General features: G+C 68.0%; 17 protein-coding genes. 9 read left to right on the top strand and 8 right to left on the bottom strand.

The window, feature by feature from the left end; all coding sequences use genetic code 11:
* Positions 1-24 precede the first annotated feature (24 nt).
* Together JHY01_RS14135 and JHY01_RS14130 are read left to right on the top strand one after the other, a co-directional pair.
* Complete coding sequence (locus JHY01_RS14135; protein ID WP_205326287.1) at positions 25-735, top strand: phosphoadenylyl-sulfate reductase; 711 nt, start codon at positions 25-27, stop codon at positions 733-735.
* Positions 728-1,471, top strand: coding sequence for a sirohydrochlorin chelatase (locus JHY01_RS14130; RefSeq protein ID WP_205326286.1), 744 nt, complete (start codon positions 728-730; stop codon positions 1,469-1,471). The genes JHY01_RS14135 and JHY01_RS14130 overlap by 8 nt, the downstream gene beginning before the upstream one ends.
* A gap of 68 nt (positions 1,472-1,539) precedes the next feature.
* On the opposite strand, the gene JHY01_RS14125 is transcribed toward JHY01_RS14130, so the two are convergent.
* Positions 1,540-1,989, bottom strand: coding sequence for a hypothetical protein (locus tag JHY01_RS14125; RefSeq protein WP_205326285.1), 450 nt, complete (start codon positions 1,987-1,989; stop codon positions 1,540-1,542).
* Between the two features lie 32 nt (positions 1,990-2,021).
* On the opposite strand from JHY01_RS14125, the gene JHY01_RS14120 reads away from it, so the two are divergent.
* Both JHY01_RS14120 and JHY01_RS14115 read left to right on the top strand, forming a co-directional pair.
* Positions 2,022-2,975, top strand: coding sequence for a diacylglycerol kinase family protein (locus JHY01_RS14120; protein WP_205326284.1), 954 nt, complete (start codon positions 2,022-2,024; stop codon positions 2,973-2,975).
* Positions 2,976-3,789: 814 nt separating this feature from the next.
* Complete coding sequence (locus JHY01_RS14115; RefSeq protein ID WP_205326283.1) at positions 3,790-4,053, top strand: WhiB family transcriptional regulator; 264 nt, start codon at positions 3,790-3,792, stop codon at positions 4,051-4,053.
* A 214-nt stretch (positions 4,054-4,267) separates the two neighbouring features.
* Here JHY01_RS14115 and JHY01_RS14110 read toward each other — a convergent pair whose 3' ends face one another.
* Positions 4,268-4,723, bottom strand: a complete 456-nt coding sequence (locus JHY01_RS14110) for a hypothetical protein (protein WP_205326282.1) — start codon at positions 4,721-4,723, stop codon at positions 4,268-4,270.
* A gap of 254 nt (positions 4,724-4,977) precedes the next feature.
* On the opposite strand from JHY01_RS14110, the gene JHY01_RS14105 reads away from it, so the two are divergent.
* On the top strand, positions 4,978-5,115 hold the full coding sequence (locus JHY01_RS14105) for a hypothetical protein (protein ID WP_205326281.1): 138 nt from the start codon (positions 4,978-4,980) through the stop codon (positions 5,113-5,115).
* 66 nt (positions 5,116-5,181) lie between these two features.
* On the opposite strand, the gene sodN is transcribed toward JHY01_RS14105, so the two are convergent.
* On the bottom strand, positions 5,182-5,592 hold the full coding sequence (gene sodN / locus JHY01_RS14100) for a superoxide dismutase, Ni (RefSeq protein WP_205326280.1): 411 nt from the start codon (positions 5,590-5,592) through the stop codon (positions 5,182-5,184).
* 189 nt (positions 5,593-5,781) lie between these two features.
* On the opposite strand from sodN, the gene JHY01_RS14095 reads away from it, so the two are divergent.
* Entirely contained in the window at positions 5,782-6,744 is a 963-nt protein-coding gene (locus JHY01_RS14095) for a zinc-binding dehydrogenase (protein WP_205326326.1), read from the top strand.
* 133 nt (positions 6,745-6,877) lie between these two features.
* Positions 6,878-7,372: a hypothetical protein gene (locus JHY01_RS14090; RefSeq protein ID WP_205326279.1), complete on the top strand. Its 495-nt coding sequence runs from the start codon at positions 6,878-6,880 to the stop codon at positions 7,370-7,372.
* Between the two features lie 111 nt (positions 7,373-7,483).
* On the opposite strand, the gene JHY01_RS14085 is transcribed toward JHY01_RS14090, so the two are convergent.
* From JHY01_RS14085 to JHY01_RS14065, 5 genes are all read right to left on the bottom strand, one after another.
* Complete coding sequence (locus tag JHY01_RS14085) at positions 7,484-8,377, bottom strand: carbohydrate ABC transporter permease (protein WP_205326278.1); 894 nt, start codon at positions 8,375-8,377, stop codon at positions 7,484-7,486.
* Between the two features lies 1 nt (position 8,378).
* The gene (locus JHY01_RS14080) at positions 8,379-9,317 is read right to left on the bottom strand and encodes a carbohydrate ABC transporter permease (RefSeq protein ID WP_205326277.1); all 939 of its coding nucleotides are present in this window, start codon (positions 9,315-9,317) and stop codon (positions 8,379-8,381) included.
* 21 nt (positions 9,318-9,338) lie between these two features.
* Entirely contained in the window at positions 9,339-10,667 is a 1,329-nt protein-coding gene (locus JHY01_RS14075; RefSeq protein ID WP_205326276.1) for an extracellular solute-binding protein, read from the bottom strand.
* Between the two features lie 231 nt (positions 10,668-10,898).
* Positions 10,899-14,630: a multifunctional oxoglutarate decarboxylase/oxoglutarate dehydrogenase thiamine pyrophosphate-binding subunit/dihydrolipoyllysine-residue succinyltransferase subunit gene (locus tag JHY01_RS14070; protein WP_374199531.1), complete on the bottom strand. Its 3,732-nt coding sequence runs from the start codon at positions 14,628-14,630 to the stop codon at positions 10,899-10,901.
* Between the two features lie 342 nt (positions 14,631-14,972).
* Positions 14,973-15,326 carry an STAS domain-containing protein gene (locus tag JHY01_RS14065; protein ID WP_143015085.1) on the bottom strand — a complete coding sequence of 118 codons (354 nt, stop codon included), beginning with the start codon at positions 15,324-15,326 and terminating at the stop codon, positions 14,973-14,975.
* Positions 15,327-15,609: 283 nt separating this feature from the next.
* Between JHY01_RS14065 and JHY01_RS14060 the strand changes: the two genes are divergently transcribed.
* Positions 15,610-16,329, top strand: a complete 720-nt coding sequence (locus JHY01_RS14060) for a response regulator transcription factor (protein ID WP_205326275.1) — start codon at positions 15,610-15,612, stop codon at positions 16,327-16,329.
* The gene (locus JHY01_RS14055) at positions 16,326-17,825 is read left to right on the top strand and encodes a cell wall metabolism sensor histidine kinase WalK (protein WP_205326274.1); all 1,500 of its coding nucleotides are present in this window, start codon (positions 16,326-16,328) and stop codon (positions 17,823-17,825) included. Before JHY01_RS14060 ends, JHY01_RS14055 begins: the two co-directional genes overlap by 4 nt.
* The last annotated feature ends 107 nt before the right edge of the window (positions 17,826-17,932 follow it).

Here is a 17,932-nt window from a genome sequence, read left to right as displayed (position 1 = left end):
GTACCCCCCGATCGGAGTAGCAGCATGAGCAGCACAGGGAAAGAGAGAGACCCCTTCGAACTCCGTGACCTCGCGACGGACGCGGGGGAGCGCCTGGAAGACGCCACGGCCCACCAGATCCTCGAGTGGGCGGTCGGCGAGTTCGGCGAGCGCTTCTGTGTGACCTCCTCGATGGCCGACGCCGCCGTGGTCCACCTCGCCAGCGAGGTCGCCCCCGGCATCGACGTCGTCTTCCTCGACACCGGTCTGCACTTCCCCGAGACCCTCGAAGTCCGCGACTTCGTGGCGTCCACGATGAACGTCAACGTCCGCTCGATCCAGCCCGACCAGTCGGTGCTGGCCCAGGACGCCGAGTTCGGGCCGCGCCTGTTCGCGCGCTCCCCCGACGAGTGCTGCTCGCTGCGCAAGGTGCTGCCGCTCAACGCGGCCCTGGCCGACTACGACGGCTGGGCCACGGGCCTGCGCCGGGACGAGGGCCCGAGCCGCGCCAACACGCGCGTCGTCGACTTCGACCTGTCCCGCCGCAAGGTCAAGGTCTCGCCGATCGCGAAGTGGACCGAGGCCGATCAGCAGGCGTACATCGAGCGCTACAACATCCCGGTCAACCCGCTGCTCAAAGACGGTTTCCGTTCGATCGGCTGCTGGCCCTGCACCCGGCGCACCGCGCCGGGCGAGGACCCGCGCGCCGGCCGCTGGGCCGCGTTCGACAAGACCGAATGCGGGCTGCATGTCTGACGGGCACGCGCTGGACACCGACGCGGCTTTCGCCGTGTCGGCTTCCGGCGCAGCCCCTTCGGGTCTGCCGCGACCGGTCGTCCTGGTCGCCCACGGCAGCCCCGACCCGCGCTCCCCGGAGGCCGTCCGCGCCATCGCGCGGGCGGCCCGGGCGCAGGCGGGCTTCCTGGAGTTCAACGAACCGCACCCGGTCGAGGTCTTGACCGCCCTGGCGGACAAGGGCTTCGGGGAGGCGTTGGCGCTGCCGCTGCTACTGACCGACGCCTACCACTCGCGCACCGACCTTCCTGAGGTCGCGAAGCGCGCGCAGGAGGAACGTCCCGGGTTCACGGTGCGCGTGGGTCGCCCGGTGGGGGACCTGTCGCTCGCGAAGGCCCTGGTCCGCGGGCTTCCCGAAGGCATCGACGGCCTCGTGGTGTGCGCCGCCGGAACCCGGGTCGACGAGGGCCGCGCCCATGTCGCCGCGGTCGCGGCCGAAGCCGGACGCCTGCTCGGCGTCCCCGCCGGACCGGGATTCGCGTCCGGTCCAGGACCGACCGCGGGCGAGACCGTCGAAGCGCTGCAAGCCGACGGGGCTCGCCGCATCGCCGCCGTCTGCTACTTCATCGCGCCGGGGCTGTTGTGCGACAAGGCGATCGAATCGGCCCGCGAAGCGGGTGCCGTCCACGTGGGCGAACCGCTCGGCACGGCACCGGAACTGATCGACCTGATCGCGAACCACGCGGCAGCCGCGTAAGGCGATCCGGCCGCCAGAGCACCTGGTCGTGGTCCGGGCGATCGCGGAGGCAGGCCCGCTGTGCCGGCCTATTCGCCTCCGCCGAGGGGCCGCCGATCGCCGAACCCGACCGCTCGCCGCGAGGGCCCGCTGAGGACCAGGCCCACGATCGCCGCCGCCAGCGCCCAGGCCGCGACGCCGATCACCGGATGCGCGGCCTCGCGGAGGTAGTACCCGACCGGGAGCCAAAGGAGCCCTTGGAAGACGGCCTGCGCGACGATGTCCTCCATCCGCAGCAGCCTGCGTCCGATGAACCAGTAGTAGAGGGCCCCGAGGAACGCGATCAGGGCGACGCCGACGGCACCGCCGACGGTCTCCACCTGGCCCGTCGCGATCTGTGTCAGGCCCCACACCCCCATGGCCGCGAGTCCCGTTGCGAGGAGCCGGAACAGGATCGCCGCGGCGGTCAAGGTCCAAGGACGGTCACCGGAATCGGGGGTTTCGGTGACCGCGCCCATGTCGGCATCGGTTTCGTTCACACGCCAACCGTATCGCGGGCTACGCTGCGCCTATGCGCGACCTGAAAGCAGCGCCACAGCGTGGTCTGCTCATCGTGAACCCGAAGGCCTCCACCGGCTCGCGCCGTCGCACGCGTTGGGTGAGGAAGAAGCTCGACGAAGTGCTCGATCTCGAGGTGGAAGTGACCCGCAGGCGCAACCACGGCGAGATCCTCGCGAAGCGCGGCGCGGACAAGGGCTACGACGTGGTGCTCAGCCTCGGCGGCGACGGCACCGTGAACGAGGTCGTCAACGGCCTCGTCGCCGACGGCCGGCCCGCCGGCGAGGCCCCGATCTTCGCGCCGATCCCCGCCGGTTCGACGAACGTCTTCGCGCGCGCCCTCGGGCTGCCTTGGGACCGGCGCCGGGCGTCGCTGGCGATCGTGTCCGCCATCGAGGAGCGGCGGGTGCGCACGGTGAGTCTGGGGCGGGCGACCGGCGAGGACGTCGACCGGCTCTTCACCTTCTGCGCGGGACTCGGCTGGGACGCGTCGATCATCAAGAAGGTGGAGTCGTACCGGAAGAAGCGGAACCTCGGCGCCCACTACGCCCGCGCGGTGATGGCGGAGCTGACTGAGCATGGCGTGGAAGGGGACACGATCGAGGTGGAACTCTCCTCCGGTGAGAAGGACCTCTCTGAAGGGATGGTCGTGGTGCAGAACTGCGCACCGTGGACCTATCTCGGTACCCTTCCGGTGAATCTCAACGCGCGGGCATCCTTTAATGCTGGACTTGATGTCCTGGTTCTGCGTAAACTTGGCCTGTCGGACGCCGCGAGGACCGCCGCTTCACTGCTGGTCGGTCGGGACGGGCCCGACGGCAAACACGCGGTGACGCATCACGATCTCTCCAGGATCAGACTGCACGCTTCGCTGCCGCAAGCCTTCCAGCTCGACGGGGACTATCTCGGAGAGCGGACCGATCTCGAACTCAGCTCGGTTCCGGAGGCGCTGCGGGTGGCCTGCTAACAACTTGGGAAAACCTCAAGGTGGGTGTTGACAAGTCGCCCTTGAGCAGGCAAGGTTGATTTCGCCATCCCTACCGGGACGGCACGAGACTTACAACCGAATATCGTATTTTCGGTGCGTATAGACCGGGCATTCGGTGGGTACTTACGTCATGGCGACGCTTGTTGACCATATGTGAGTTGAGCGCTGGCGAGACTTCCGTGAGTGGTAAGCAAGCCAACTTTGAGTACCAGTGTGTCAAACCGGTTCGACTCGCTGTCACCGACCCCGGCTTTTTCGGTTCGGGCGAGTGTGACGGAGGCCGCCACGAGGATCCGCGGTAGGGATTCCGGCGGTAACGTGGAAGGTGTTCCACGAGTCTTCTTCGAGGTACAGCGCGGTGAGTTCACTCACTACGGGCTGATTTCCGGAGTCGAACCCTTGACAAATCCCGAGCTTGTGAAAGTATTCACAAGATGGGTCGGGTCGAGGTGCGGACCTAGCAGTCGCCACTTGGGCGACCGACGCCGTAGGCGGGTGTGCTCCCCGATGCCCTGGCGTTCAGCAACGACGCTGATGCGAGAGTGCTCCGAACTCACGGTGACAACGATTCTCTTTGCCGGGAAACGGGTCCCGTACCGAGCGCTCACCTGTGTCGCCCGCGAAGGTGCGACCGTCACACCGGTTCTCCGTGACGGACGCGGCGCGATACTCACGCGAAGCGCGGCCTGAACGCCGCCGCGGCCCGCGACGGCTCGCGAAACGCCCGAACCGCAAGAGCTTTTCATAACACCGTGAAAGCAAAATGCTTGATGCTTAGCAAGGAGATGTTTTGATGGATTGGCGCCACGAGGCCATCTGCCGTGACGAGGACCCCGAGCTGTTCTTCCCGATCGGGGACACCGGGCCGGCACTGACGCAGATCGAGCAGGCCAAGAACGTCTGCCGGCGCTGCCCGGTGACCGAGGAGTGCCTGCGGTGGGCGCTCGAGTCCGGTCAGGACGCGGGCGTGTGGGGTGGCATGAGCGAGATCGAGCGCCGTGAGTTGAAGCGCCGCTCGGGTGCGCTGCGTACGCTGGCGACCCAGGTCGTCGGCTAGCGGTTCCTCGCAATCCCTTGATTTAGTCCATCCCTCGAATTTGCGACAACAGAAGCTTGGAAGGCCCGGCGGGTTCGCCGGGCCTTCAAGCTTGCCCGGGTGGCCGAAGAGGCCGCGGAACGGAGTGCGCGGTCTTGGCGAAGCTTGCGAGCCGTGATGCGGCACCGGACGACCCTTGTCAGGCGGGTCCGACATCGCAGGTTGAGCCGGGGCCCTAGTAGATCTGGTGGCGCTGGGTGTCCGCGTCGGCCTCTGAGGCCGGGCGGCGCTGGGAGATCGTGATGGTGGTGGTCTCACCGGCGGTCCAGTGGGCGTCGACCTCGTCGGTGAGGGCTCTGAGGACCTGCCACTGGTAGGAGCCGGAGTCGGGCAGGGGTTCGCCCTTGGGGCGGATCAACGTGATCTGGAGGGCCTCCTCGCCCACCGCGAGGCGGCAGTGGAGGGGCTGGTCGCTCGCCTTGCGGCGGAACGGGCGCGGGCGCCCGGGCTCAGTGGGGATCAGGAGCGCCACGGCGGCGTTGACCGCCGCCCGGAGGTCCTCGATCTCGTCGAGCGAGAACCCGAGCCTGGTCGCCACCGCAGCGGTCGCGGTCGGCAGGACCGACAGGTAGTCGCCCGTGGAGGGCACGTCGAGCAGCAGCACGTCCTCGCGCTCATCGCTCACCGGCATCGCCGCTTCCTGTGACTGAGGGGTCGAAGGACTTCCGCCCTCTGCTCTACAGGATAATCGGACGCCCTGAGAAACGGGTACCACCCTGCAGGAATCACGCGTCAGAGGCCGCCGGTATCCGCCCGCTCACGACGGGGCGCCCCAAATACGCGCCGACCGTCTGCTACCCCGCCCGGACCCTGACCTTCCCCGCCGACACCGCGGTCACCTGCTACAAGACCGGCTCCGACGGACGCTTCAGCAGCACCCGGGTCGTGAGGTTCGCCAGCACCTCCAACGCCCCCTTCGACCGGCGCTCGGTCGTCAACGGGAGACCCATGTACCGCATCTCGGGCGGGTTCCTCACCGGCTACTGGGTGTGGAACGGCAGCGTCACCGCCGACGGAAGCTGAACACGGCGGAGCGCCCGCCGCCGCTGGACGCGGTGACGGGCGCTTCACGTGGAGACCGAGCGGGCGCTAGGCCTGCTTGGTCTCCCAGAAGATCTTGGCGATCTCGTCGATCTTCGCGAGCAGCTCCTCGGCGACCTTCGGGTCGGCGGAGCCCTTGGAGCCCGAGGCCCCGGCCAGCTTCGTCGCCTCGTTCACGAGGGTGTGCAGCTGCGGGTACTTCTCGAAGTGCGGCGGCTTGAAGTAGTCCGTCCACAGCACCCACAGGTGCTCCTTGACCAGGTTCGAACGCTGCTCCTTGATGATCAAAGCGCGCGTGCGGAACTCAGGGTCCTCGTTGGCCTGGTACTTCTCGCAGATGGCCTTGACCGACTCCGCTTCAATGCGCGCCTGCGCCGGGTCGTAGACCCCGCACGGCAGATCGCAGTGAGCCGAAGCCGAGATCTGCGGCATGAGCCGCTTGAACAGAGGCTTCAACATTGCCCCTCCAGCTTCTTTCCAGTGGGTGTGATTCCATCGCCGACCCTACCTCTCCGGGCGCCGATTTCGGCCCGGCCCCTACAGTTAGAGACCCAGCACCGGTCCGCACGGAACACCATGCTGGACAGTGCAAACACCGTCGTCGCCGACTCCGGCCCGCAAGCGCCGCAAAGATGGAGGTCAATCCAGATGCTCGCCGCCTACGCCAGTGCAGTGAACCCCGACGACCCCTTCGCCGCCCTCTCGGTGGGTGAGATCGAACCTCCAGCCGTTCCCGAGGACTGGACGCGCGTCCGCGTCGCCGCCGCCTCGCTCAACCGCCACGACCTCTGGTCGCTCGCCGGCGTCGGCCTCCGCGCCGACCAGTGCCCGATGATCCTCGGCACTGACGCCGTGGGGCGCACCGAGAACGGCGACCACGTCGTGATCTATCCCGTCATCGCGGACGCCTCGCTCGCCGACGAGACCATGGACCCCAAGCGGACCCTGCTCTCGGAACTGCACCCCGGAACCCTCGCCGAGTCGGTCGCCGTTCCCGAACGGAACCTCGTGCCCGCTCCAAAAGGGTGGACCGCCGCCGAAGCCGCCTGCCTCCCGACCACCTTCCTCACCGCTTGGCGGATGCTCATCACCCGCGGACGCCTCCCCGCCGAGGGCGTCGTCCTCGTCCAGGGCACCGGCGGCGGCGTCGCCACGGCCGCGATCCTGCTCGCCCGAGCCCTCGGCGCGCGCGTCTACGCCACCGGCCGCAGCCCCGAGCGCCGCGAGAAGGCCGCCGAGATCGGCGCGATCCCGGTCGAGGCCGGAGACCGCCTGCCCGAACGCGCCGACATCGTCATCGACTCCGTCGGCGCACCGGTCATGGCGCACTCGATCAAGTCCCTCAAACCCGGCGGACGCCTCGTCAGCTGCGGCGTGACCGGCGGGCCCATCGCCGAGGTCGACATGCGGCACGTCTTCTTCAAGCAGCTCGAGATCCTCGGCTCGACCATGGGCACCCGGGACGAACTGGCGGAACTCATCCGGTTCTGCGCCGAACGGGAGATCAAACCCGTCATCGACTCCACCTACACGCTGGCGGACGCCGAGCGCGCGCTGCGGCGGCTCGACTCGGGCGAGGCCTTCGGCAAGGTCGTGATCACCACCGACTGAAACCCATCGTCGTAAGTACGACACTGGAGGCCCTTTCTGGCGGGTTCGCACTACGGGCGGGCCCGCCTGCGTTCACCCTGTAATGGATGTCACCACCGAATAGGTTCGGGGTTGCACAAGGGGGAGAGCGGCCATGTCGGTAATGGGTCGGGTCAAGGGCGGATTCAAGTCCGCCGCCGGGAGCACGTGGGTCGTCGCGAAAAAACTGCTCGTCAGAGTCGCGATCGCGACAGCCATCATGGTCGTCGCCATCGCGCTGGCCAGGCACGGGGAGAGCGCCGCGGCCGAGACCGGTGGCTTCGAGACCTCGGGAACCGACGCGCATCCGATCAGCGCGCAGCGCGCGGTCCTCTCGAAGGGCTGGACCGCCGAACAGCTCTTCCTCTGCAACTATCGCGTGGACGCCACCTTCGGCGTCTCGATCTTCACCGAGACCGACTGGAGTTCGCGGCGCCTCGCCCGGGTGCTCAACGGCACTGAGCTCGAAGGCTCCTGCACTGCGACCAAGGGCGAGAAGTCCCTGGGCTGCAAGGGCCTTGAATGGGAGACCGAGTGGATCCACGTCCGCCACGGCGACACGGTCGGCTACACGCCGGCATCCTGCCTCGTCAGTGACGGCATCTTCTAGCCGGCGGCACCGGACGGTAGAGGTTCGAGGAGGCGAAGCCGCAGCACTGTGCAAGGGGACGCGAAGCGGGGTCCGGCGATGTGCCGGACCCCGCTCGCTGCGTTCGCAGGCCTACTTCAGGCCGACGCCCGCGACGCCCTTCACGATCCGCTTCTGGAAGATCAGGAAGATGATGAGCAGCGGCGCGGCGCCGAGGACCGCGGAGGCCATGGTCTGGGCGTAGAACAGGCCGTAGCCCCCGGCGACGGCCTGGAGGCCGACCGGGAGGGTCATCATCGACGGGTCGGTCGCGATGAGCATCGGCCACAGGAAGTTGTTCCACGAGCCGATGAAGGTGAAGATGCCGACGGCGGCCATGATCGGGCCCGAGACCGGCAGGATCACGTTCCACAGGATCCGGAAGTGTCCGGCCCCGTCCAGCTTCGCGGCCTCCTCGTAGTCGCGGGGGATCCCGTCGAAGAAGCGCTTGAGGATGAACACCATGACGGGGGCGACGACCTGCGGAAGCGCGAGGCCCCAGTAGGTGCCGCCCATGTGGAGGGCGTTCACCAGGTCGAACAGCGGGATGATGAGCGCCTGTCCCGGCACCATCAGACCGGCGATGATCGCGCCGAAGACGATGTTCTTGGCCGGGAAGTCGAACCTGGAGAATCCATACGCGGCCAGGGTGCACAGCACCAGGGTCAGGACGGTCACGATCGTCGAGACGACGGTCGAGTTGAGCATCCAGGTGAGGTGGTCACCGCGCTCGAACAGCACCTTGTAGCCCTCGATCGACCATTCGCGGGGGATCCAGTGGATGTCCTGGCCGAGGCTGGCCTCCGTCTCCGACTTCAGCGAGGTGGACACGGCCCACACGAGCGGGAGGAGCCAGAACACGCCGAGGAGGCCCGCGGCGATGTACACGATGACGGCGCCGACCGTGGGCTTCTTGAAGCGGCGGCGCTTGAGGGCGGTCGGACGGCTCGTCTCGCCGGCCGACGACCTCTCTTGTACTGCGGTCATATCAGTCCTCCTTCCGGGAGAACAGCCGGAACTGGAAGATGGAGATGATCAGAATGAGCACGAAGAGCACATAGGACAGCGCCGACGCGTAGCCGATGCGGAAGCCCTCGAAGCCCGCGATGTAGATGTAGTGGATCGCCACTTCGGACTCGCGGTTCGGGCCGCCGCCGGTCATGATGTACATCTGGTCGAAGATTCGCAGGGACGCGATGAGCTGCAGCACGATCACCATGGCGGTGGTGCGGTTGAGCAGCGGCAGGGTGATGCGCCACAGCTGCTGCCACCAGTTCGCGCCGTCGATCGAGGACGCCTCGTAGACGGCCGGGTCGATCGTCTGGAGCGCGGCCAGGTAGAGCAGGAAGTTGAAGCCGAGGGTCCACCACACGGTCGTGATGACCACCGACCACATGGCGACGCCGTTCTCGCCCTGGACCCAGATCTGGTTGGTGTCCGGGTTCTGGAGGCCCAGGAGCTCCAGGTAGTGGTTGATCAGGCCGCCGTCGGGCTGGTACATCCAGACCCAGATCATGGTGACCACGGAGACCGGTACGACGAAGGGCGCGAAGAACGCCATCCGCAGGAACCAGCCGATGCGGCGGGCGCGGTTGACCAGCAGCGCGAAGATGATCGAGAGGATCACCAGCGGCGGGGTCGAGTAGAGCGTGAACTCGGCGGTGTTCCACAGCGCGTTCCAGGCGCGCTCGTCGCCGAAGGCCTCGAACCAGTTGTCCAGGCCGATCCACGAGGCGGCGCGGCCGGTCAGGCTCTTGTCGGTGAAGGAGTAGTACAGGCCCAGGAAGGTCGGCCAGACCAGGAACAGGGCGTAGAAGGCGACGAAGGGGAGGACGAACCACAGGCCGGTCCACGACTTCTTCGCGTTCGCAGCGGGGGGCCGCACCATTGCGGCGGGCACGGGTGGTGCCTCGGTTTTCACTGTCATCAGAAGTCCTAATGCAACGTTTCAGTCGACCGGGGAGGGCAGGGCGAGGAGGGTTTCGATCCGGTCCTTGATCTGGGCCAGAGCGTCCTCGGGGGTCGTCGCCAGCGCGTACACCTGGTTGAGGACCCCGCCGACCTCGTCGAAGAGGCGGGCGGCGGATCCGGAGAACCACACGTCGGGGTCGAACTGGACGTTCTGGACCACGCCGGAGTACTCCGCGTTCGGTTGCAGCGCCTGGTACTCGGCGCTCTCGGTGACGGGCAGGTAGGCCGGGGTGTGGCCGCCGCCCTCGCCCCAGCGGAAGCTGTTGTGGAGCATGTAGGCGGCGTACTCGAGGGTGGCCTCTCGGACCCCGGTGTCCCAGGTGTTGTGGCGGGGGAGGACGAACGCGTGGCAGTCGCCCTGCGTGTACCTGTGGCCGTTGAAGAACGAGGGCATCTCGGTCATCGAGAAGTCGAGGCCCTGGGCATCGTTGAAGGCCCTGAACCGGTTGATCTCCCAGTTGCCGACCTGCACGAGCCCGGCCGAGCCGACCTCGAAGTTGGCCGCGCACTGGCCGCCGTCCGCGAACGTCGGGCACAGGCCCTCTTCGGCCATCCTGTACATGATCTCGATGGCCGTGAGCGCCTTGTCGTCGTCCATCTCGTAGTCGCCGTCGCCGAAGGTCATCTCGCCTTCCTGCTGGCGGTACCAGGCCCAGAACTGGCGCCATCCGGCGAAGGTGTCGAGCGAGGTGCCGTACTCGCCGGTGACGTCCTTGACCGCCCGGAGCAGGTCGAAGTACGCTTCGACGCCGTCGGTCTCCAGGAGGGTGCCGTCGGGGTTGAGGACGCCGGCCTGCTCGCAGACGGTGCGGTTGTAGTAGTTCACCAGTGCGTGGGTGTCGAGCGGGATGGCGTAGAGCTCGCCGTCGGCGAAGGACTTCTCCCAGACGCCGCCGGAGAAGTCCTCCGCGGCCACGCCGTAGTCCTTGAGCTCGCCCTCGGTGATGGGGTCCATGAGCGTCGCGGGCGAGAGGCTCTTGAGCCGTGAGAGGTGGATCGTGGCGATGTCCGAGGCGTTGCCGCTCGAGGCGCCCATGACCAGCCGGGTGTAGAACGGGGTGCCCCAGCCGAAGGTGGTGGCCTCGAGGTCGATGCCGGGGTGCTCGGCCGAGAAGTTGCCGTGCATCTCGGTCATGACCGCGCCGTCGGCGCCCGCCAGGAGGTTCCACTGCTTGACGCGGGTCTTGTCGCTCAGGCCTCCGGTGATGGAGCCGCAGCCGGCCAGGCCTATGCCGGCGGCCGCCGCTGTGCCGGTGAGGAGTGCCCGTCTGGAAAGGGACCCAGGGGGCGAGGGATGATTCGGCATCAATGCATCACTCCAATGTGATTCTTTGTCGTGTGGGCCGGTCGGGGGGTGGGCCGTGGAGCAATTGTTATCGTTCTCATGAACCCGGGTCAAGGGCGGACATGCGAAGAGAACAATATTGCAATGTCCGTAAAGTTCCTTGACGCCGAAACGTTACCGGTAAAGTTACGGGAGTGAATAAAGCGGGAGAGGCCGGCCGGCCTCTCCCGCTTTCGTCGGCGTTCGTTGCGCTTACTGCGGCTGCGGCACCGCGACGTCGACCAGCGCCTGCTGCTCGACCTCGTGGACCTTCGGCGAGCCGGTGGACGGCGCGGCGGCGGCCGGGCGCGAGATGCGGCGCAGGTGGACCCCCCCGAGCTGCTCGAGCAGGTTGAGCGCGATGTGCGACCAGGCGCCCTGGTTCGCCGGCTCCTCCTGGACCCACGCGGTGTCGGTCGCGTTCGGGAACGCCTCGAGGGCGCTCTTCAGCTCCTCGGCGGGCAGCGGGTAGAGCTGCTCGACGCGGAGGATCGCGGTGTCGGTGACGCCGCGGTTCTCGCGGGCGGCGGCCAGGTCGTAGTAGACCTTGCCGGAGCACAGGAGCACCCGCTTGACGTCCTCGGCCCGGATGCGGCCGTTCGCGACCGCGGTGTCGCGCAGGACCGGCTGGAAGCGGCCGGTCGTGAACTCCTCGAGCGGGCTGACGGCGGCCTTGTGGCGCAGCAGCGACTTCGGCGTGAAGACCACGAGGGGCTTCTTGACCGGGTCGAGGGACTGGCGGCGCAGCAGGTGGAAGTAGTTCGACGGGCTCGTGGAGTTGACCACGCGCATGTTCTCGTCGGCGCACAGCTGCAGGAACCGCTCGATGCGGCCCGAGGTGTGGTCGGGGCCCGCGCCCTCGTGGCCGTGCGGCAGCAGCAGGGTCACGCCGGAGTGCTGGCCCCACTTGGCCTCGCCGGAGGAGATGAACTCGTCGGTGATGGTCTGGGCGCCGTCGACGAAGTCGCCGAACTGCGCCTCCCACAGGACCAGCATCTCGGGGTTCTCGACCGAGTAGCCGTACTCGAAGCCGAGCGCGGCGAACTCGGAGAGCAGCGAGTCGTAGACGAAGAACTTCGCGGCCTGCTCGCCGAGGTGCGCCAGCGGCGTGTACTCGGCGCCGGTGGCCTGGTCGACGACGACGGCGTGGCGCTGCACGAAGGTGCCGCGCCGCGAGTCCTGGCCGGCGAGACGGATCGGCTTGCCCTGCATGAGGAGCGAACCGAACGCGAGGGTCTCGGCGTAGGCCCAGTCGACGGTGCCCGAAGTGGACATCTCGCTGCGCTTCTCGAGGACCTTGCGGACCGCCTTGTGCGGGCCGAAGCCCTCCGGCAGCGTGGTGTGGGCCTTGCCGATCATCGCGATGGTCTCGGCGTCGACGGAGGTGTCGATGTCGGCGACCGGCTCGGGCTGGTGGCGCCACGGCAGCGGGCCGGTCTGCCCGGCCAGGGCCTCCTTGGTCTCGCGGAAGACCCGTTCGAGCTGGGCCTGGTAGTCCGCGAGCGCCTCCTCGGCGTCCTCCATCGTGATGTCGCCGCGGCCGATGAGCGCGCGGGTGTAGAGCTTGCGCACGGACTGCTTGCCGTCGATGACCTGGTACATCTGCGGGTTGGTCATCTTCGGGTCGTCGCCCTCGTTGTGGCCGCGGCGGCGGTAGCAGACCATGTCGATGACGACGTCCTTGTTGAACTGCTGCCGGTACGCGAAGGCGAGCTTCGCAACCTCGCACACGGCCTCGGGGTCGTCCCCGTTGACGTGGAAGATCGGCGCCTGGATCATGCGGGCGACGTCGGTGCAGTACAGCGAGGAGCGCGAGTGCGTCGGGGCGGTGGTGAAGCCGACCTGGTTGTTCACGACCACGTGCACGGTGCCGCCGGTGCGGTAACCGCGCAGCTGCGAGAGGTTCAGCGTCTCGGCCACGACGCCCTGGCCCGCGAAGGCCGCGTCGCCGTGGATCGCCACGGGCATGACGGTGAAACCGTCCTCGCCCAGGTTGAGGCGGTCCTGCTTGGCGCGGACGATGCCCTCGAGCACCGGGTTCACGGCCTCCAGGTGCGACGGGTTGGCCGCGACCGAGACGACGGTCTCGTTGCGCCCGTCGGGGGAGGTGAACTTGCCGGTGAGGCCGAGGTGGTACTTGACGTCGCCGGAGCCGCCGATGCTCTTGGGGTCGATGTGCCCCTCGAACTCGGTGAAGATCTTGGAGAGCTTCTTGCCGACGATGTTGGCGAGCACGTTGAGGCGGCCGCGGTGCGGCATGCCGATGACGACCTCGTCGATGTCGGCGGAAGCCGCCTCGTTGAGGACGCGGTCGAGCAGCGGGATGAGCGATTCGCCGCCTTCGAGGCTGAAGCGCTTCTGGCCCACGAACTTCGTCTGCAGGAACGTCTCGAAGGCCTCGGCGGCGTTGAGACGCCCGAGGATGTGCTTCTGCTCCTGGACCTTCGGCTTCTCGAACGGGACCTCGATGCGGCGCTGGATCCACGCGCGCTCTTCGGGGTCCTGGATGTGCATGTACTCCACGCCGACGCGGCGGCAGTAGGAGTCGCGGAGCACGCCGAGGATGTCGCGCAGTTTCATGCGCTGCTGGCCCGCGAAGCCGCCCACGGGGAAGGTCCGGTCGAGGTCCCACAGGGTGAGGCCGTGCGACAGGATGTCGAGGTCGGGGTGGCGGCGGATCTCGTAGTGCAGCGGGTTCGTGTCGGCCATGAGGTGGCCGCGCACCCGGTACGCGTGGATGAGCTCGATGACGCGGGCGTTCTTGTCGATCTGGCCCTCGTGGGTCTTCGACACGTCGCGGACCCAGCGGACCGGCTCGTAGGGGATGAGCAGCGAGCGGAAGACCTCGTCGAAGAAGCCGTCGCCGAGCAGCAGCTTGTGCAGCGTCGCCAGGAACTGGCCGGACTCGGCGCCCTGGATGATGCGGTGGTCGTAGGTCGAGGTGACCGTCATGATCCGGGAGACGCCCAGGTCGGAGAGGGTCTCGTCGGAGGCCCCGGCGAACTCCGCGGGCACCTCCATGGCGCCGACGCCGACGATGAGGCCCTGGCCCTTCATCAGGCGCGGCACGGAGTGGACGGTGCCGATCCCGCCGGGGTTGGTCAGCGTCAGCGTCGCCCCGGCGTGGTCCTCCATCGTCAGCTTGTTGTTGCGGGCCTTGCGGACCAGGTCCTCATACGCCTGCCAGAACTCGCGGAAGTCCATCGACTCGGTGTTCTTGATCGACGGCACGACGAGCGTGCGGGTCCCGTCGGGCTTGGCGAGGTCGATCGCGAGGCCGAGGTTGATGGACGAGGGGGTGACGAGCTGCGGCTTGCCGTCGACGATCTTGTACGACGCGTTCATCCCCGGGTGGGCCTTGACGGCCTGCACGAGGGCGTAGCCGATCAGGTGGGTGAAGGAGACCTTCCCGCCCTGGCCGCGCTTGAGGTGGTTGTTGATGACGATCCGGTTGTCGAACAGCAGCTTCGCCGGGACCGCGCGCACCGAGGTGGCCGTGGGGATCTCCAGGGACGCGTCCATGTTCTGGGCCACCTTGGCCGCGACGCCTTTGAGCGGCTTGGTGGTTCCGGGTTCGATCACAGTCGGGGTCGCCTTCTTCGCGGGTTCGGCCTCTTCGGCCTTTGACACGGGGGCCGCAGCGGGGGGTTCATTCGCCGGTGCGTCGGTGACGGACTCGACCGGCGCCGCTTTCGGCTCCGGCTTCGTCTCGGCCGCCGGGGCCGGCTCGGGCTTCACGGGCTCGGCGGCAGGGGCGGCCTCGGCCGCGGCCTTGCGCCCACCCTCGTCGGCGAACGCCGCGCCCGTCGGATCGCCGCCGAAGAACTCGCGCCAACCGGCGCTGACACTGTCGGGGTTTTCGCGGTAACGCTCATACATCTCGTTGACCAGCCATTCATTGGCACCGAAATCGGTCAACGGATTACCCGGAGTCGCACTCGACACGACTGAATCGCCTCTTCTTTGACGCTGCGTGGACGGAGACGGCAGTCCCCGGAATCAAGGGTAACCGGGGGGAGGAGAAAGTGTAGTACCGGTAACGCCGTTGCGGGGCCGGTCACTCAGACCGTTGCGAATGTGCTGCGCAGCAGGTCGTTACATATGCGAGTCTCGTTCGCCACAGCGTCGACCCGCACTTCGCGAGGGCCCGAATGTGCGGAGAAAAGCCCCCGGTGAGTGGCATTGGACCCCGGTGTCGAGCGCATGGTCGCGATACATGGCCGCAATGCACAGCCGCGCCCCGGCTCAGCCGGGGCGCGGACGAGGCATCGGGTCTCCCGAGCGGGCCTAACCGGCCGCGCTGCGCTCCTTGCTCGAGAACGTCTCGGTGGGTTCCTCGAGGAGTTCCTCGGCGCCGACGACGGTGAACAGGCGGGTGATGAAGCGGTTGGGGTTGACGACGGCCAGCGCGACGCCCATCTCGCGGGCGATGCGGTAGGCCACCACGATGGTGCCGATGCCGGTGGAGTCGAGGACCGTCACCTTGGCGACGTCGACGCGGATGGCGGTGGCCCCTCCGGCCTCGAGGGCGTTGGTGATCGTCTCGCGGATCTGCGGGGCGGTCGCGTAGTCGACTTCGCCGGCCAGCTCGACGGTGACGACCCCGGCATCGGTCGTGGCGGTCTCGATTGACAGCGTCATGAACTCACCTGATTCGGTAGGGTCCCGAGCACTTGACGTGCTCGGCTGCGACACAAAGTCTATCCGACGGGTCCGACGGAGAACAGTTCGCGCGGGCCGGTTTCCCGCATAGCCCCCCACACTTCGGATAAAGGTCACTCGAACGTGTTTCGCGTGGGTGCGCAGCGTCACCGCCGGTCGGTGCGGCCGGCCGCGGACCGCTTGGCACGCCTGAGCTCCGGGCGTATGCTTCACAACCACCCGTGACCTGCGGACCGCTGACCGCCGAACCTGTGAGAGGCCCATGCCGCTTTCGACCAGCCAGCCGAACGCCGAGACCGAGGCCACCCTGCTCGTCGTCGAGGACGAGGAGAACATCTGCGAGCTCCTGGCCACCTCACTGCGCTACGCGGGCTTCGCCGTCCACGCCGTCGGCACCGGTGACGAGGCCCTCCGCTCCATCGCCCGACACCGCCCCGACCTGGTCGTCCTCGACGTCAACCTCCCCGACTTCGACGGTTTCGAGGTTGTGCGCCGGATGCGTTCGGGCTCGGATCACACCCCCGTGCTCTTCCTCACCGCCCGCGACGACACCGCCGACACCGTCACCGGCCTCTCCGTGGGCGGCGACGACTACATCACCAAGCCGTTCGCGCTCGAAGAGGTCGTCGCCCGCATCCGCGCGGTGCTGCGCCGCTCCTCCGGCGAGCTGCCCCGCCCCTCGCGCCTCCAGTACGCCGACCTCGAACTCGACGAGGAGACGCACGAGGTCTGGCGCTCCGGGAAGGCCGTGCAGCTCTCGCCCACCGAGTTCAAACTGCTGCGCTACTTCATGATCAACGCCGGGCGGGTGCTGTCCAAGGCCCAGATCCTCGACCACGTGTGGCGCTACGACTTCCGCGGCGACGACGGCATCGTCGAGTCCTATGTGTCCTACCTGCGCCGCAAGATCGACACCGGCGAGCCCAAACTCATCCAGACCCTCCGGGGCATCGGCTACGTCCTGCGGGAGCAGCATCGTTGAGCGCACCTCGCGTACTCGAGGGCGTCCGTGACAAGTGGGACCGGACGCCGCTGAGGGTCCGGCTCACGGCGGCCGTGCTCGTCCTCGTGGCGGGCTCCCTCATCCTCATCAGCGTCTCCACGATCCTCGCGCTGCACTCCTACTTCCTCGGCACCGTCGACGACGAGCTGGAGACCCAGTTGACGAGCTGGAGCCCCGACACGTGGGACCCCCAGAAGGAGGACGACGACGACACGCCGGGGCTGCGGCCCCAGCAGTACCTCTTCAGCATGGTGTCCGCGACGGGGAACCGCCTCGACCGGCCGAGCGACCGCGACGACTACCCCGTGTTCGACTACGCGCAGCTCAGCGCGGCCGACGGCGAGGCGTTCACCGCGCTGAGCCCTGACGGCGTCACGCGCTGGCGGGTGCTGGGCCTGCTGGGCTCCGAGGTGGGCAGCAGGAACGCCGACTACGAGCCCGAGGAGCACAACCTCGACCCGGACACGTACTACGTGCTGTCGTACAAGCTCTCGCACTTCGACAAGACCGTGGCCGGACTGGTGTGGGTCGACCTGCTCATCGGCGCCGGCGTGCTCGCCGGGCTGGCCGCGATCGGCGTGGGCCTGGTGCGCGCGAGCCTCTCGCCGCTGCGGCAGATCGAGAACACCGCGGCGATGATCGCCGCCGGGAACTACTCGCGGCGCGTGCCCGACCACGACCCGAGCACCGAGGTCGGCCGGGTGGGCCGGGCCATCAACTCGATGCTCACCAAAGTAGAGGGTGCGATCCGCGCCCGCGAATGGTCCGAGCAGCGCGCGCACGACTCCGAGGAGCGGATGCGCGAGTTCATCGCCGACGCCTCCCATGAGCTGCGCACGCCCTTGACGAGCGTGCGCGGTTACGCGGAGCTGGTGCGCACCAACCCGCAGATGCCCGAGGCCGACCGGCAGCAGTACATCGGGCAGATCGAGGAGGCCGCCAAGCGCATGGGCCTGCTCGTGGGCGACCTGCTGCACCTCGCCCGGCTCGGGCAGGAGCGGCCGGTCGAGACCGAGCCGGTGGACCTCGCCGTACTCGGGCACGAGGCCGTCGCCGCGCACGCCGTGATGGCCGAGGACCACGAGTTCAGCTTCACCTGCTCCCCTGGAGCCTCCACTGTGGTCGCCGCAGACCGGGCCCGGATGCGGCAGGTGCTCGACAACCTCCTGTCGAACGCGGTGCGGCACACCCCGGCCGGCACGAACATCGACGTCGAAGTGGCCGCCGAGGACGCGGCGGTGCGGCTCACCGTCGCCGACGACGGCCCCGGCATGACCGCCGAGACCGCCGAACGCGTCTTCGAGCGGTTCTTCCGCTCCGACTCCGTCAGCCACCCCGGCTCGGGACTCGGCCTCGCGATCGTGGCCGCGATCGTGAAGGCCCACGGCGGCACCGTCCAGGTCGCCTCCGAACCCGGCGAAGGCACGGTGTTCACCGTGATCCTCACCGCCGAGCCTCAGACCGCCGACGAATGAAACTTGGAAAGCTTTAAAGCACGTCGATGTCCCGACCGCCCGACGCAGCGGCCGCGACCCCTCTGACCAGCGCGCCCGCCACCGGACGCGACGCGGATCATTAAAGG

The organism is Glycomyces sp. YM15 (assembly GCF_016918015.1).
In the GTDB taxonomy this organism is placed as follows: domain Bacteria; phylum Actinomycetota; class Actinomycetes; order Mycobacteriales; family Micromonosporaceae; genus Glycomyces.
This window is presented reverse-complemented; position numbering and strand designations above follow the sequence as displayed.